Origin of the sequence: Hallella absiana, from assembly GCF_025457485.1 — a bacterium.
In the GTDB taxonomy this organism is placed as follows: domain Bacteria; phylum Bacteroidota; class Bacteroidia; order Bacteroidales; family Bacteroidaceae; genus Prevotella; species Prevotella absiana.
The window spans coordinates 40190-55214 of the sequence record NZ_JAMXSP010000016.1 but is presented as its reverse complement, the minus strand read 5'-3'; the positions used below and the strand labels follow the sequence as shown (position 1 = coordinate 55214).

The 15025-nt window shown below is 53.6% G+C and carries 12 protein-coding genes; 10 read left to right on the top strand and 2 right to left on the bottom strand.

What is annotated here, in order from left to right:
• Positions 1–177: 177 nt before the first annotated feature.
• The 7 genes from epsC to NG346_RS09290 all read left to right on the top strand — a co-directional run bounded on the left by epsC (position 178) and on the right by NG346_RS09290 (position 9134).
• Entirely contained in the window at positions 178–1104 is a 927-nt protein-coding gene (gene epsC, locus NG346_RS09320) for a serine O-acetyltransferase EpsC (protein WP_262288634.1), read from the top strand.
• 39 nt (positions 1105–1143) lie between these two features.
• Positions 1144–2670 carry a THUMP domain-containing class I SAM-dependent RNA methyltransferase gene (locus NG346_RS09315; RefSeq protein ID WP_262288633.1) on the top strand — a complete coding sequence of 509 codons (1527 nt, stop codon included), beginning with the start codon at positions 1144–1146 and terminating at the stop codon, positions 2668–2670.
• The gene (locus tag NG346_RS09310; protein WP_262288632.1) at positions 2660–4858 is read left to right on the top strand and encodes a S9 family peptidase; all 2199 of its coding nucleotides are present in this window, start codon (positions 2660–2662) and stop codon (positions 4856–4858) included. The genes NG346_RS09315 and NG346_RS09310 overlap by 11 nt, the downstream gene beginning before the upstream one ends.
• Positions 4855–6192, top strand: a complete 1338-nt coding sequence (locus NG346_RS09305) for a S28 family serine protease (protein WP_262288631.1) — start codon at positions 4855–4857, stop codon at positions 6190–6192. Before NG346_RS09310 ends, NG346_RS09305 begins: the two co-directional genes overlap by 4 nt.
• Positions 6193–6306: 114 nt before the next feature.
• Positions 6307–7575 carry a phosphoribosylamine--glycine ligase gene (purD, locus tag NG346_RS09300; RefSeq protein WP_262288630.1) on the top strand — a complete coding sequence of 423 codons (1269 nt, stop codon included), beginning with the start codon at positions 6307–6309 and terminating at the stop codon, positions 7573–7575.
• Between the two features lie 142 nt (positions 7576–7717).
• Positions 7718–8638 (top strand): hypothetical protein, encoded by a 921-nt coding sequence (locus NG346_RS09295; protein WP_262280043.1) that lies wholly within the window; start codon positions 7718–7720, stop codon positions 8636–8638.
• A 43-nt stretch (positions 8639–8681) separates the two neighbouring features.
• Complete coding sequence (locus NG346_RS09290) at positions 8682–9134, top strand: YqaA family protein (RefSeq protein WP_262280067.1); 453 nt, start codon at positions 8682–8684, stop codon at positions 9132–9134.
• Between the two features lie 275 nt (positions 9135–9409).
• On the opposite strand, the gene NG346_RS09285 is transcribed toward NG346_RS09290, so the two are convergent.
• Complete coding sequence (locus NG346_RS09285; RefSeq protein WP_262280042.1) at positions 9410–11023, bottom strand: alpha-galactosidase D; 1614 nt, start codon at positions 11021–11023, stop codon at positions 9410–9412.
• Between the two features lie 297 nt (positions 11024–11320).
• Here NG346_RS09285 and mtaB point away from each other — a divergent pair, with 297 nt between their 5' ends.
• Together mtaB and NG346_RS09275 are read left to right on the top strand one after the other, a co-directional pair.
• On the top strand, positions 11321–12673 hold the full coding sequence (mtaB, locus tag NG346_RS09280) for a tRNA (N(6)-L-threonylcarbamoyladenosine(37)-C(2))-methylthiotransferase MtaB (protein ID WP_262280041.1): 1353 nt from the start codon (positions 11321–11323) through the stop codon (positions 12671–12673).
• Between the two features lie 12 nt (positions 12674–12685).
• Positions 12686–13726 carry a glycosyltransferase family 2 protein gene (locus NG346_RS09275; RefSeq protein ID WP_262280040.1) on the top strand — a complete coding sequence of 347 codons (1041 nt, stop codon included), beginning with the start codon at positions 12686–12688 and terminating at the stop codon, positions 13724–13726.
• Here NG346_RS09275 and NG346_RS09270 read toward each other — a convergent pair.
• Positions 13686–14321, bottom strand: a complete 636-nt coding sequence (locus NG346_RS09270; RefSeq protein ID WP_262280039.1) for an HD domain-containing protein — start codon at positions 14319–14321, stop codon at positions 13686–13688. The genes NG346_RS09275 and NG346_RS09270 overlap by 41 nt on opposite strands.
• Positions 14322–14420: 99 nt before the next feature.
• On the opposite strand from NG346_RS09270, the gene NG346_RS09265 reads away from it, so the two are divergent.
• The gene (locus NG346_RS09265; protein ID WP_262288629.1) at positions 14421–14939 is read left to right on the top strand and encodes an NUDIX hydrolase; all 519 of its coding nucleotides are present in this window, start codon (positions 14421–14423) and stop codon (positions 14937–14939) included.
• Positions 14940–15025: the final 86 nt, after the last annotated feature.

Here is a 15025-nt window from a genome sequence, read left to right as displayed (position 1 = left end):
CTACACCTTATTATATAGGGAGTCTCTCCACTGATACACGATACATCAACATAGCCCTTGCTACGCCCTTAGTGTAGCAAGGGTTTTTCTTTTCACACCGAGAAAGAAAAAAGCGCTGATTGTTTTCTCATTCGCTGATAATTTAGTATCTTTGCGCTAAGATTACACAACAGAGAGATGAGTACTCAAGATATGGCTCACAAGTTGACGGAAACAGTAGAGGAGCTCTCCGAGCCGAGCTCGCTCAAGGGACTGTTTCATCAACACAAGGATGGATATCCTTTGCCTTCAAGCACGGCGCTTGAAGAGATTATCCAGTTGGCACGCGCCATCCTCTTTCCCGGCTATTTTGGAAAGTCACAGGTCAACGTCAAGACTATCAAATATCAGATTGGTGTCAACGTGGAACGGCTGCAAAAGTTGCTCTCCGAGCAGATACTGGCTGGAATGTGTTTCGCCGACAGCGACGAGAACGCTGAGGAGAAGCCTGCCGCTGACAGCTGCATCCTCAAAGACTTGAAAACACTCAAGCAGGAGTCCAAGGAGATGGCGACGGAACTCATCAGCCGCCTGCCTGCCGTGCGCCGCATCCTCGCCACCGACGTGGTGGCCGCCTACAATGGTGATCCCGCTGCGACGAGCATGGCGGAGATACTGGCTTGCTACCCTGTCATCAAGACGCTGACGATCTTCCGTGTCGCTCACGAACTGTTTACGATGGGCGTGCCCTTGATTCCTCGCATGATGACAGAGATTGCACACTCCGAGACCGGCATGGACATCCATCCGGGAGCCACCATCGGTCCCTCGTTCACTATCGACCACGGTACGGGTGTCGTCATCGGCGAGACTTGTATCATCGGCAAAAACGTCAAGCTCTATCAGGGCGTGACACTCGGTGCCAAGAGCTTTCCCCTCGACGAGCACGGCAATCCTATCAAGGGCATCCCACGTCACCCGATCATCGAGGACGACGTGGTCATCTATGCCAACGCCACCGTGCTCGGCCGCGTGACCATCGGCAAAGGTTGTGTCGTGGGAGCCAATACGTGGGTGATGGACGACATGGCACCACAAACCAAGATTTACAACAAGAACAAATAACCGACATTTATATAACATTTATATTTATTTTTAGCTAAAATGGAATTCGAACTCATCGCCAAGACATTCATGGGCTTGGAGCCCGTCCTGGCACAGGAGCTGACCCAACTGGGTGCTAACAACGTGCAAATCGGCCGCCGTATGGTATCATTCACCGGTGACAAGGAAATGATGTACCGCGCCAACTTCCAACTGCACACTGCCATCCGCATCCTGAAACCTATAAAACACTTCAAAGCCCGCTCGGCCGAGGACGTCTATGCCGAGGTGCAGAAAATCGACTGGAGCCAATATATCCTTGAAGGAAAGACTTTCTCGGTGGACACCGTCGTATACTCCGATGACTTCCGCAACTCGCGCTTCGTCACCTACAAGGTCAAAGACGCCATCGTGGACCAGTTCCGCGAGAAAACCGGCAAGCGCCCAAACATCTCAGTGGCCAATCCCGATATCCGTCTCCACATACACATTGCCAACGACGATGCCACTATCGCGCTCGACTCCAGCGGTGAGAGCCTGCACCGCAGAGGCTATCGCCAGGAGAGTGTAGAGGCTCCGCTGAATGAGGTGCTGGCTGCCGGCATGATCCTGATGACGGGATGGAAGGGCGACTGCGACTTCATTGACCCGATGTGCGGTTCCGGTACTATCCTCATCGAGGCTGCCCTCATCGCCCGCAACATCTCGCCGGGTGTCTTCCGCAAGGAGTTTGCCTTTGAGAAATGGCCCGACTTCGATCAGAACCTCTTCGACGAGATCTATAACGACGACTCTCAGGAGCGCGAGTTCCCGCATCATATCTATGGCTACGACATCGACATGAAGGCTGTCAACACGGCACGCCTGAACGTCAAGGCCGCCGGACTGTCGAAGGATATCACCGTGGAGCAGCAGGACTTCAAGAACTTTAAGAAGCCCGAGCAAAAGAGCATCATCGTCACCAATCCGCCTTATGGCGAGCGCATCTCCACGCCGAACCTCCTCGGTACCTACCGCATGATCGGTGAGAGACTGAAGAACGCCTTCGGCGGCAACGAGGCCTGGATTCTCAGCTACCGCGAGGAGTGCTTTGAGCAGATCGGTCTGAAGCCGAGCTTAAAGATACCTCTTTATAATGGAAGCCTGGAATGTGAGTTCCGCAAATACGTACTCTTCGACGGTAAGATGAAGGACTTCCGATCAGAAGGCGGCATCGTCAAGACCGACGAGGAGAAGCGCGAGATGGCACAGAAGCACCGTTTCAAGAAGAACCGCGAGTTTAAACAGCGCCTTGAGGAAGAGGAGTCCAACGAGGAGGGCGACATCCGCTCATTTAAGTTCCACTCTTTCCAAGCTCCCGGCAGCCGTTCGCCGCGCCGTTTCGGCGACGACGACTTCAAGGGTCGCAAGCGTGGCGGTGACGACTTCAAGGGTCGCCGCGATGATGGCGACTTTAAGGGACGCCGTCGTGGCGATGATTTCAAGAACCGCCGCCGCGGGGATGACTTCCGCGGACACAGCGACCGTGGCAACCGCCGCGGCAGTGACAAGTTCGGAAAAAACAGACGTTTTGAAGATGAAGATTAAGCACATTACGTTAGCTGCTCTCTTGGCCATGACCACATTCACAGCAGGAGCACAACAAAAAACGGCAGACCTCAAGCAGTTTACGCTTGAAGATCTGAACTTCGGCGGAAAGAACTATCACCAGATGACCGCCAAGAACCGCTGGACAGCATGGTGGGGCGACACCCCCGTCAGGCTCGACGCGGAAGAGTGTGCCCTCATCGACCCGCAGACTGGTAAGGAGAAGACGCTCTTCACGCTCAACGATATCAAGAAGGCAGGTGGTAAGGAAGGCGAGAAAATTCATTCCCTCTACTATGTCTCTTTTCCCTATGCCGACAAGAGTTTGGCTCTAATCGACTACGGCAAGGGTCGCGCCCTCTACGACTTCAAAGCCGGACGGCTGATCTGGACGCGCGAGATCGAGGGGCCTGTCGTGTCCAGCGACTACTGTCCTGTCACGGAGTGCACAGCCTATGTCAGTGCTCATCAACTCTGTGTACTCGATGGTAAGGGTAAGACACTGAAACTCACCAACGACGGCTCACGCAACATTGTCTACGGACAGAGCGTCCACCGCGACGAGTTCGGTTGGAGCAAGGGCACATTCTGGAGTCCCGACGGCACAAAGTTGCTCTTTACACGTATGGATCAAAGCATGGTCACCGACTTCCCATTGGTCACGATCCCTGATGCCAGCGAAAGCTTAGAAAAGGGCAAGCCGGGTGTCATCGCCACACCGGCACCGGAGAAATATCCGATGGCGGGTCAGAAGATGCACAAGGTGACGTTAGGCATCTACGACTTGAAGAAGGGAACATGTGTCTATCTCAAGGCCGGTGACCCGACAGACCGCTATTTCACCAATCCGGCATGGAGTCCCGACGGCAAGACCATCTATCTCTTTGAACTCAACCGCGACCAGAACGACTGCCGACTCGTGAGCTACGACGCAGTCACAGGCGAGAAGAAAGCTGAACTCTACCGCGAGACCGATGACAAATATGTGGAGCCTCTCCACCCGATCGTCTTCCTGCCCTGGGACAACGACAAGTTTATCATGCAGAGCCAAAAGGACGGCTACAACCATCTATACCTGTTTAATAAGGAGGGCAAGCAACTCCGCCAGCTCACCAAAGGTTTCTGGGTGGTCATGGACATGCTTGGCTTCAACACCAAACTTAAGTCCATCGTCTACGCTTCCAATGAATGCAGTCCCATCCAGCGCAACACGTGGATGGTAAGCCTAAAAGACGGTAAGCGTACGCTGCTCGACAACGGCAAAGGATGGCACAATGCCTCACTGAGTGAAAGCGGTCAGATGATCGTAGACAACTATCAGGAACCAACTGTTCCGCGCAATATCGACCTTGTCAACGTGGCCACAAAGAAAACCGTGCGCTGGTTCACCGCTCCCGACCCATGGAAGGGCTACGCCGTGCCAGAGTATCGCTGCGGCACCATCAAGGCTGCCGACGGCAAGACCGACCTCTATTATCGCATGGTACTGCCCGTTGGCTTTGACAAGAACAAGAAATATCCGACCATCGTCTACGTCTACGGTGGTCCTCACGCCCACAATGTCGATGCTCGCTGGCACTATTGCAGCCGCGGCTGGGAAACCTACATGGCACAGAAAGGCTATCTGCTCTTCATCCTCGACAACCGTGGCAGCGAGAATCGCGGCAAGGACTTTGAGCAAGTCACTTTCCGTCATCTTGGCGACCATGAGGTGGAAGACCAGATGGAGGGCGTGAAGTATCTCAAGAGCCTAAGCTATGTCGACAGCACCCGACTCGGCGTGCACGGCTGGAGCTTCGGCGGCTTTATGACTATCAACATGATGACCACGCATCCCGAGGTCTTCAAGGTGGGTGTCGCCGGTGGACCCGTCATCGACTGGAAATGGTACGAGGTGATGTACGGAGAGCGTTATATGGACACGCCGCAGACCAATCCTGAAGGATATGCTCACTCAAGTCTGCTGCCCAAAGCCAAGAATCTCAAAGGTAAGCTGCAGATCATCATCGGTCTCAATGACCCAGTGGTGGTACCACAACATGCGCTGACCTTCATCAAGCAGTGCATCCAGGACGGCACACAACCCGACTTCTTTGTCTATCCCGGTGAGCCGCACAATATGCGGGGACATCAGTCCACGCATCTCCACGAGCGCATCTCACAGTATTTCGATGACTATCTGAAATGAAAAAGCAGATTGCTTCATATCGTATTTTAGGCTTGAGGCTCCTGCCGCTGCTGATTGCTTTGTTGCTCCCCTTGCAGATGTGGGGGGAGGACATCAAGGCCCAGCTCATGGCGCTGCCCGGCATCTCAAAGGTTGAAGAGCTGAAGAGCAGCAAGTACGACCATAAATATCTGATGAACATCCGCCAATGGATCGACCCCAACGATACCACGGTGGGGGCTTTCCAACAGCGGGTCATCGTCTGCCATGTGGGTTTCGACCGGCCTACGGTACTTGTCACAGAGGGCTACAACTGCAACTACGCGCTCAAGGAAGGCTATGCCGAGGAATTGTCCAAGCTCTTTGACGCCAACCTCGTCTTTGTGGAGTATCGCTATTTCGCCGCTTCCACGCCACAGCCCTGCAACTGGCGCTATCTCACCGTGGAGAACTCTCTGGCCGACTTGCACCATGTCAACGCTACGTTCCATCGCCTTTATCAGGGCAAGTGGATGGCTACGGGCATCAGCAAAGGCGGACAGACATGTCTGTTCTACCGCGTGTTCTATCCCAATGATGTGAATATCTCGGTGCCTTATGTGGCTCCACTCAACCGCAGCGTGGAAGACGGGCGGCACGAACCCTTCCTGCGAGACCAGGTAGGAACGGCGAAAGAACGTCAGCGGGTACGGGAGTTTCAGCAAGCCGTGCTACAGCGCCGCAATGCGCTGATGCCGCTCTTCAAGGACTATGTCACGAAAAACGGACTTACTTTCCGGGCTCCGCTCAACGAGATCTATGACCTCTGTGTTTTGGAGTACGCTTTTGCCCTGTGGCAATGGGGCACACCGGTGAGCAGCATCCCTGCTTCGACGGCCAGCGACGAAGAACTTTTCAACCATCTGATACGTATCAGCAATCCCGGCTACTTCTCCATCCAGTCGAGCGATTTGTCCTTCAATGTGCAGGCGGCCAAGCAGTTGGGCTATTATGGTTACGACGTGAAGCCGCTGCGCAAATGGCTCTCTGTCAAGACCACAAAGGACTATCTCCGTCGCATCATGCTGCCGGACAGCCTACGCAACGAGCCCTTCAACGCCACTCTCTACCACAAGACGATGGCGTTTCTACGTCACCACGACCCAAAGATGATCTTCATCTATGGCGGTCTCGACCCTTGGGGCAGTTCCGGTGTGGCTAAACTCGACTTCTTACAGAACAAGCGCAACATCCATGTCTTTGTCCTGCCACGCGGCAGCCATGCCACCCGCATCGCCTCTTTTCCCGAGATTGAGCGCAACGAGATCGTGGACATCATTCGGCAATGGCTCGATGAAGGTGAGGAAAAGAAATAGAGGTGAAGTCTGCCGTCGACAGTCGCTTAGCGATAGTCTCTCATCCAGGCATACACCTTATTATATATATAACGCAAAAAAGAAATCAAAGATAACTCTACAACTCATCATCTCATGAAAATTCTATTGTTAGGAAGTGGCGGCCGTGAGCACGCCCTGGCATGGAAAATTGCCCAAAGCCCTAAATGTTCAAAGCTCTTCATTGCACCGGGAAACGCCGGAACAAGCAACGTAGGAGAGAATGTAGCGATCGGTGTCAACGATTTCGATGCCTTGAAAGACTTTGCCGTGGACAAAGCCATCGATATGGTCGTGGTCGGTCCTGAGGATCCTTTGGTGCGCGGTGTCTATGACGCCTTCAAGAGCGACAGCCGCACGGCTTCCATCCCCGTGATTGGTCCGAGCAAGCAAGGTGCGGTTCTCGAAGGCAGCAAGGACTTCGCCAAGGGTTTCATGAAGCGCCACAACATCCCTACCGCTGCTTATGAGACCTTCGACGGCACCACCGTGGAGGAAGGCATCCGCTTCCTGGAGACGCTCCAGCCGCCCTACGTGCTGAAAGCCGACGGACTGGCAGCCGGTAAAGGCGTGCTGATTGTGCCGACACTCGCCGAGGCCAAGAAGGAGTTCCGTGAGATGCTCGGCGGTATGTTCGGCAACGCTTCCGCTAAGGTTGTCATTGAAGAGTTCCTCAGCGGCATCGAGTGCTCTGTCTTCGTATTGACAGATGGCAAGCACTATCAGATACTTCCCGAGGCCAAAGACTACAAACGTATCGGTGAGCACGACACGGGACTGAACACCGGCGGCATGGGTAGTGTATCGCCGGTGCCCTTTGCCGACAAGGAGTGGATGCAGAAAGTCGAGGACCGCATCATCCGTCCTACCGTAGACGGCCTCGCTGAGGAGGGTATCGACTACAAGGGCTTTATCTTCTTCGGACTGATCAACGTCAAAGGTGAGCCGATGGTGATCGAGTACAACTGCCGTATGGGTGACCCGGAGACCGAGACGGTGATGCTGCGCTTGAAGAGCGACATCGTAGATCTCTTTGAGGGCGTAGCCAATGGCGACCTCGACAAGCACCCTGTAGAGGTCGATCCGCGCGCTGCCGTGTGCGTAATGCTCGTCAGCGGCGGTTATCCTCAAGCTTACAAGAAAGGTTATCCGATCACTGGTATCGACAAGGTTGAGGACAGCATCGTCTTCCATTCCGGTACGGCAATGAAGGACGAACAGGTTGTCACCAACGGCGGACGCGTCATAGCTGTGTCGTCTTATGGACGCAACAAAGAGGAAGCATTGAAGAAGAGCTTCCAGGAAGCACAGAAGATACAGTTTGAAGGAAAGTATTTCCGCAGCGATATCGGGCAGGATCTTTAGCCCCCATTTCTCATCCCCAAGGGTAAAAGGCCACGGCGCGTCATCGCCCTTGGGGAAGAGAAGCTTTTGTTATCAACCACATGTCTTGCAGACTTATATCCCATTCTTGCTTGACATGGGTGAGAATCTTTAGTTTGACAGGATGATAAGACGTTTACAAAACAGGATAGCAGAGAGTCGCATGGCATTGCCGGTGACGTTGATATATATGGCCGGCTTTATGGTCATACAGGTATTGTTGGGTCATGACACCTGGTTGCAGATGGCCTTATTAGGCATTTCTTCTCTTCTCATGGCTGAGCTCAACAATGCCAACGCCCTCATACGCGTCTACAGCCGCATGGTGTCGTGCTCTTTCATCGTAATGACAACAGCGGCCAGTTTCCTTCTGTCCTCTACCAATACCGGATGGGCACAGATGGGGTTGATCGTCTTCTTTATTTTTCTGCTTCATGCCTATCAGGACGGACATGCCGCAGGATGGGTATTCTATGCCTTTGCGGCTCTGTCTTTGGCCAGTATCCCCTTTGTAAATATACTCTATCTCGTACCACTTTTGTGGATTATCCTTGGTACAAACATCATGGCACTCACCCCGCGCACCTTCCTGTCCTCACTGCTGGGACTGATGGTGCCCTATTGGTTTATCGGTGCCTACGCCGTGGTCTTCCAGCATCTCGACTGGTTTGCCTTACATTTCCAGGCACTTGCTCAGCCCGGTCCACTGTTTGACCTCTCCATACTCAACGACCATCAGGCAATGACATTCATCTTTCTGATGATCATCACAGCCTTGGGCAGTATACACTTCTTGATTTATTCCTATCAGGACAAGATCCGCACACGCATGATCTATGAGATGTTTATCACCCTAAGCATCTCCTGCATGGCACTGATGCTGGTCTTTCCATCCCTCTTCAATGGCTTCATGTCTTTGGCTATTGTCGTCATTGCGCCTCTGATCGGTCATTTCTTAGCTCTGACGCATTCACGACTCAGCAACATCACCTTTTTTGTCGTTATAGCCGCCGCATTTGCGCTGACGGTTTACAACCTCTTATAATCACCACTTACACCTTATTATATATAGGAGACCGAGAGCAATGATGGACACACTGACGCTGCTTCTGCAGCACTACGGCTATTGGGGCATGCTACTGGCCGCTTTTCTTGCCGGCAGTTTCTTTCCCTTCAGCAGTGAGGCGGTGATGCTTGGACTCTTAGCTGCCGGCTTGCATCCGATTCCCCTGGTCGTCTATGGCACCTTCGGAAACGTAGCTGGCTCCTTATTTAATTATGGTGTGGGTCGCTTGGGTCGCTTGGAGTGGGTCGAGCGCTACCTGCACGTGAAGCGACGCGACATCGACAAGGCACGGCACTTTATGGCGGGACACGGTGCCTGGATGGGTTTTTTCGCATTTTTGCCTATCATCGGCTCTGCCATCACGATAGCCTTGGGACTGATGCGCGCCAATTTCTTCATCAGTCTGCTCAGTATCGCGATGGGTAAGTTACTGAGATATGTCATTCTGATGGCCGGTGTGACGGCTATCTTTTAACGTGTCAACTTATAGAGTGTTTGCCAAAAGATACGCTTTTGTATCAACATGAAATAAATATTCCATTAATTATAAAAATTATATTCATTTAGACGGCAGACGGGGCAGTCGCAGCTTATTGGGTGCCGGCTTACTTCCATTTCGAATAAAAGGAGTAATAGTCACGAAAGAAGATGACTATAGGAAGACGGAAAGACAAGAATTCAGTACATGTATCATCTGTTTTAATTCAAGGATATTCATGTAAAAGGAAAACAAGCTAAAGCTCCGCTTCCTTATCTTCCCTTTGCAACTTCGATGTAGTCGATGTCGGGCATCCAGCTCTTGGCGTTGGAGAGGCGAATCTCGTTGTAGCCCTTCTTGAGATGAACGGTGATGGGAGCTGTTGTCTTCACCGTGGAAGCACTGCCGGAGTTGACGGTGAGCGTCTTCACGCGTTTGCAATTCACTTCCACATCGACGTTGCGGTCTTCGCCACTGAGATAAGCGATGGTGAGACGGTAGTCGCCGCCACGCTGACTGTAGACCTTGCGGAAGCGCAGGTCGTTCTTCGCGCTGCAGCCGAGCCATGAAGCCTTGAAGTGTCCGCTGAGTCCGTCGGCAGTTTGGTAGATACCCGTCTTAAGCGCCTGGTTGTTGTAGATCTCCTGATAGTCGCTGATATAGGCCGTTTCAGCCTCATAGCGCGTTTGCTCCAGTCGCTTTTGGCCTTGCAAGCGATAGATGCGGCAGCCATGGGCAGGCACGTCGACGGAACAGGAAGTGTTGAAGCATCCGAGGTTTTTCTGCTCAAACAGGTCGCGCATGTTCACCCGTCCGCCTAAACAGAGATCGTGGAAATCCACTTTGACCTGACGCGCTGCATCCGACGGATTGTAGACCACGAGCACACGGTGGGTTCCCTGTGCACGGTCGATATCACGCACGAGCACGTAGCAACCGTTGACATACTTGACCACATAGGCCTGCTCACCGACGGGATCCTGGTTGATGGCGATGAGATCACGGTTGGTCAGGAGCTTCAGCGTGTTGTCCTTGATGCGTGTCATGTCGCAGCCGATGAGCAACGGAGAGTTCATCGCGCACCACATACCGAAGTGCGTCTTGTCCTCTTCAGCGCTCATACTTCGCCCCACCTCAAGCATATCCATGTCGTTGTAGTGCCCGCGATGACTGTAAGCGGCCAGCGGAAGGTTCTCGCCGATGATGCGGCGCACCGATTTCCAGGCGTCGGCGATGTCGGTGGTCGTGCGCCAAGAGGTCGCCACGTCGCTCACCCACGTGCCGGGATAGTTCCATCGGCACACGTTGAACCGCACCTCGCGCCCGGTATTCTTAATGGCCTTGCTGATGGCAGTATAGCGCTCCTGCTCGTTGAGTCCGAGCCGCTCGCTGTTCTGTCCGGCGTCGCCACCGCAATAGTCGACCTTGATGAAGTCGAAGTGCAGGTCCTTGAAGAAGTAGTCACAGTCCTGCTGGTCGTGCTCATAGAGCCCCGTGCCGTCCTCCTGCTTCTCCCCGCCGTAGTATCCGGCGCAGGTGTTGTGTCCGGCATCGGAGTAGATGCCCGCCTTCAGACCGAGCCCGTGGATATAGTCAACCACAGGTTTTAGCCCGCCTGGGAAACGGTCTTGGTTGATGATGAGCTGCCCCGTGGCCTTGTCACGCCCACCTTGGAAGCCGTCGTCGATATTGACGTAGGTATATCCCGCAGCCTTCAAGCCTTTGTCGGCCATGGCCTTGGCCTGGCTTTCGATGAGTTGCGCATTGATCTTGGAGGCAAAGGTGTTCCACGAGCTCCATCCCATGGTGGGGCCGTCGTGCAGGGTCTGTGCCATGGAGGTAGCGGCAAAGGCAGCCATGGCGGAGAGTAACAGTATTTTCTTCATAAGTTCTACTTTTGTTGCATGGAGATAGATCTCCAGACTGTAATCAGTAATAGTAATAGGTATATCTAAAGATTAGTGCCTATGTAGTTGTAAACATGATGTTTGACATCGTCATCGCAAATTTAAGCATTTATCTCCACATGACAAAGTAAACACGCGACGTTTTTCACAATCGGACGTTTATCTATGGTCGTTGCAACAAAAGTCTATCAAAAGGAGAGAGACATCACTTTTCCCTGCTTCAACGATGAGAATGTCGCGGGAAAGCAGTACCTTTGCATAAAAAAGAAAAGAAGCATGATCAATACCAGTGCCTTCCAAGGCAAGAAAGCAGCTTACTACACGCTGGGCTGCAAGCTCAACTTCTCTGAAACCTCCACCTTTGGCAAGTTGCTCAGCGAAATGGGCGTCACGACCGCTCACGAGGGCGAGCACGCCGACATCTGTCTGATCAACACCTGTTCAGTGACCGAGGTGGCCGACCACAAATGCCGTCAGGCCATCCACCGCATGGTGCGCGAGAACCCCGATGCCTTTATCGTGGTCACAGGATGCTATGCTCAGCTCGAGCCCGAGACAGTGAGTGCTATCGACGGCGTGGACCTCGTGCTCGGCTCCAATGAGAAAGCCAACCTCATACAGTACCTCTCCGACGCCTGGACTCAGCCGCGCGAGGGGCATCTACACGCCTTCCACCACGAGAAGACCAAGGACATCAAAACCTTCCAACCGTCGTGCTCACGCGGCAACCGCACCCGTTACTTCCTGAAAGTACAGGACGGATGCGACTATTTCTGCACTTACTGCACCATCCCCTACGCACGCGGCTTCTCGCGCAACCCCACCATTGCCTCGCTCGTGGAACAAGCCCGACAGGCTGCAAGCGAAGGCGGAAAGGAGATCGTGCTCACCGGTGTGAACATCGGAGAGTTTGGCAAGACCACCGGCGAGACGTTCCTCGACCTGGTCAAAGCACTCGACGACGTGGAAGGAATCCAGCGCTACCGCATCAGCTCGCTGGAGCCCGACCTCATCGACGACAAGCTCATCGAGTACTGTGCACATTCGCGCGCCTTCATGCCGCATTTCCACATACCCTTGCAGAGCGGTAACGACGAGGTGCTTAAACTCATGCACCGCCGCTACACGCGCGATGTCTTCGCACATAAGATCAACCTTATCAAAGAGCTCATGCCCGACGCGTTCATCGGCGTCGACGTGATGGTGGGCTGTCGCGGCGAGCGGCCGGAGTACTTCGAGGACTGCTACAATTTCCTCGACAGTCTGCCCGTGACACAGCTCCACGTCTTCCCCTATTCCGAACGACCCGGGACATCGGCCCTCGCCATCCCCTACGTGGTCAGCGACAAGGACAAGAAAGAGCGGTCAAGACGGCTCTTGGAACTCTCCGACAAAAAGACGCACGACTTCTATGCACACTATATCGGACAGACACGGCCCGTGCTCTTCGAAAAAGCTCCCGCCGGACACGCCATGCACGGCTTCACCGACAACTACATCCGTGTCACCCTGCCCGCCAGTGAGGCTCGCGAGGAGTACGACAATGAGATCCTCAACGTGACACTCGGCGATTTCAGAAAGAGTGGAAAAGAAGATACGCTACTTGCGAAAGCCATCATAGCAAAATAAAAACGAAAAACAATGAAGACTGCTATCGTCATATTGAACTGGAACGGACGGAAGATGATGGAACGCTTTCTGCCCACCGTGCTGAAATACTCACGCAACGACGCTGAGGTGTGGGTGGCCGACAATGCCTCCACCGACAACTCGATGGAGATGCTCGCACAGAAGTTCCCGGAAGTGAAGACCTTGGTGCTCGACCGCAACTACGGCTTTGCCGACGGCTACAACCGCGCGCTGCGGCAGATAGAGGCAGACTACTATGTGCTGCTCAACTCCGACGTGGAGGTGACACACCACTGGCTCACGCCTCTGCAAGAGTATATGGACAGCCACGACGACGTGGCAGCCTGTCAGCCAAAACTGCTCAGCGAGGCCGACAAGGACAGTTTCGAGTATGCCGGTGCCTCCGGCGGCTTCCTCGACCGCTTTGGCTATCCGCTCTGCCGCGGCCGTGTCTTCGACACCGTGGAGCGCGACAACGGACAGTATGACTATAAGATGGATGTGCTGTGGGCTACAGGAGCCTGCCTGATGATACGTGCCAAAGACTATTGGGAGGCAGGAGCACTCGACGCACGCTTCTTTGCGCACAACGAGGAAATCGATCTCTGCTGGCGACTGCGGCAGCGTGGACGGCGCGTGGTGTGTATTCCCGAAAGCGAAGTATACCATGTCGGCGGCGGCACTCTGCCGCAGGGCAACCCGATGAAGACTTTCCTCAACTTCCGCAACAACCTGACGATGCTCTACAAAAACCTCCCCGACGAGGAGCTGCAAACCGTAATGCACATGAGATGGATCCTGGATCACATCGCCGCCTTGGAAACACTGATCGTCAACCGCAATTGGCGCGACTTCATCGCTATCCTGCGGGCGCGTCGCGCTTTCTATAAATGGCGCCACGATTTCGACGCTGACCGTGAGGCTATCAGGATGAGCAGAAAGCTCACGACAGTGCCCGAACGCTTACCGATGAGTATCGTCTGGCAATACTATGTCAAGGGTAAGAAGACGTTCAGCGCTTTGACGAGTTCTCCTCATCAAACAGACGATTGAAAACCTCACGCAGACGGGGTTTGTCGGCGATGATGTCACGCACACGCTTGAGCTTTTCCTCATTGGGCGAGTTGGGTATCCACAGGCGGATATAGCCACGGGCACTGTACTTCTCTTCCATGTGACGGTCGAAGCGCTGCCACTGCCACTCGCGGTCCTTATCTGGATCACGCTCTAAACCAAACTCCACGGCACGGCGAAACACCACCTCTGGATCGAGGTCACGGTCGGCCTCGGCGACAATCTTTCCGTAGATGCTCCGAGGCTCGTGCGAGGCAGAGGCACGATGATCCTCCACTGCTTCCCTCATGATGGTGATTTGCTCGGGCGAGAACCACTTCTTCAGACGGGCATCGGCCGCAAGGATCTTGCCGCCGGTGATATGATGGATGGCGCGCGGACCGCTCATGCCAAGGTCATGATAGGCAGCAATGGCGTACACCATATTGATATCAGCACCCGTGCGCCGTGCCAGCTCCAAAGAGTTGGCAATGACACGCTGCACATGGCTCAGACCATGGGAGCGACCAAAGGCTGTATAGCGAGGCAGAATGCTCGTTTCGACAAATGACATCAAGTCGAGATTTACTTCCATAGGATATGATTCGTTTATCTTGCTCTTTCTTCTGTAAAGATAGCAAAAAGATTTGAGATGACAAAATATTACGGACAATAATAGCTAAACAGACGCGAAATGAATATGGATAACAAAGGAGAACTGTTTCCCGTCGTTGATGAGGACGGACACGTGATCGGGAAAATCACACGCGGAAAAGCACACGACGGCTGCAAGGTGCTCCATCCGGTGGTGCACTTGCATGTCTTCAACAGCCGTGGCGACCTCTACCTGCAGCAGCGACCTCACTGGAAAGACATTCAGCCCGACAAATGGGACACGGCATGCGGTGGGCATGTCGACTACGGCGAAACCGTGGAGCAGGCGTTGCACCGTGAGGTAAGTGAGGAACTCGGCATCACCGAATACTCGCCACACTTTGTCAAGCACTATGTCTTTGAGAGCCAGCGCGAGAAGGAACTGGTGTGGGTCTTCACAACGGTCTACGACGGCAAGGTATGCCCAAGCAAAAATGAGCTCGCCGGGGGCCGCTTCTGGAGTCCCGAAGAGATTAAGGCCAACATGGGAAAGGGTATCTTCACTCCCAACTTCGAGAACGAATACCGCGAAGTGATCATGCCACAGAAAAGAAAATAGCAGACACCTCGTCTTATGGAAACATACGTCGCCTTGAAAGGCTAACCCTCAGCTATGCGTAATAAAAAGATAAACCGAATATTGAG

What these genes read in the sequence shown, in the direction of transcription:
- NG346_RS09265 (WP_262288629.1), top strand. Translation starts at nt 14,421, where the DNA reads ATGAATATGGATAACAAAGGAGAACTGTTTCCCGTCGTTGATGAGGAC.
- NG346_RS09310 (WP_262288632.1), top strand. Translation starts at nt 2,660, where the DNA reads ATGAAGATTAAGCACATTACGTTAGCTGCTCTCTTGGCCATGACCACA.
- NG346_RS09275 (WP_262280040.1), top strand. Translation starts at nt 12,686, where the DNA reads ATGAAGACTGCTATCGTCATATTGAACTGGAACGGACGGAAGATGATG.
- NG346_RS09285 (WP_262280042.1), bottom strand. Translation starts at nt 11,023, where the DNA reads ATGAAGAAAATACTGTTACTCTCCGCCATGGCTGCCTTTGCCGCTACC.
- NG346_RS09295 (WP_262280043.1), top strand. Translation starts at nt 7,718, where the DNA reads ATGATAAGACGTTTACAAAACAGGATAGCAGAGAGTCGCATGGCATTG.
- purD (WP_262288630.1), top strand. Translation starts at nt 6,307, where the DNA reads ATGAAAATTCTATTGTTAGGAAGTGGCGGCCGTGAGCACGCCCTGGCA.
- NG346_RS09270 (WP_262280039.1), bottom strand. Translation starts at nt 14,321, where the DNA reads ATGGAAGTAAATCTCGACTTGATGTCATTTGTCGAAACGAGCATTCTG.
- epsC (WP_262288634.1), top strand. Translation starts at nt 178, where the DNA reads ATGAGTACTCAAGATATGGCTCACAAGTTGACGGAAACAGTAGAGGAG.
- mtaB (WP_262280041.1), top strand. Translation starts at nt 11,321, where the DNA reads ATGATCAATACCAGTGCCTTCCAAGGCAAGAAAGCAGCTTACTACACG.
- NG346_RS09290 (WP_262280067.1), top strand. Translation starts at nt 8,682, where the DNA reads ATGGACACACTGACGCTGCTTCTGCAGCACTACGGCTATTGGGGCATG.
- NG346_RS09315 (WP_262288633.1), top strand. Translation starts at nt 1,144, where the DNA reads ATGGAATTCGAACTCATCGCCAAGACATTCATGGGCTTGGAGCCCGTC.
- NG346_RS09305 (WP_262288631.1), top strand. Translation starts at nt 4,855, where the DNA reads ATGAAAAAGCAGATTGCTTCATATCGTATTTTAGGCTTGAGGCTCCTG.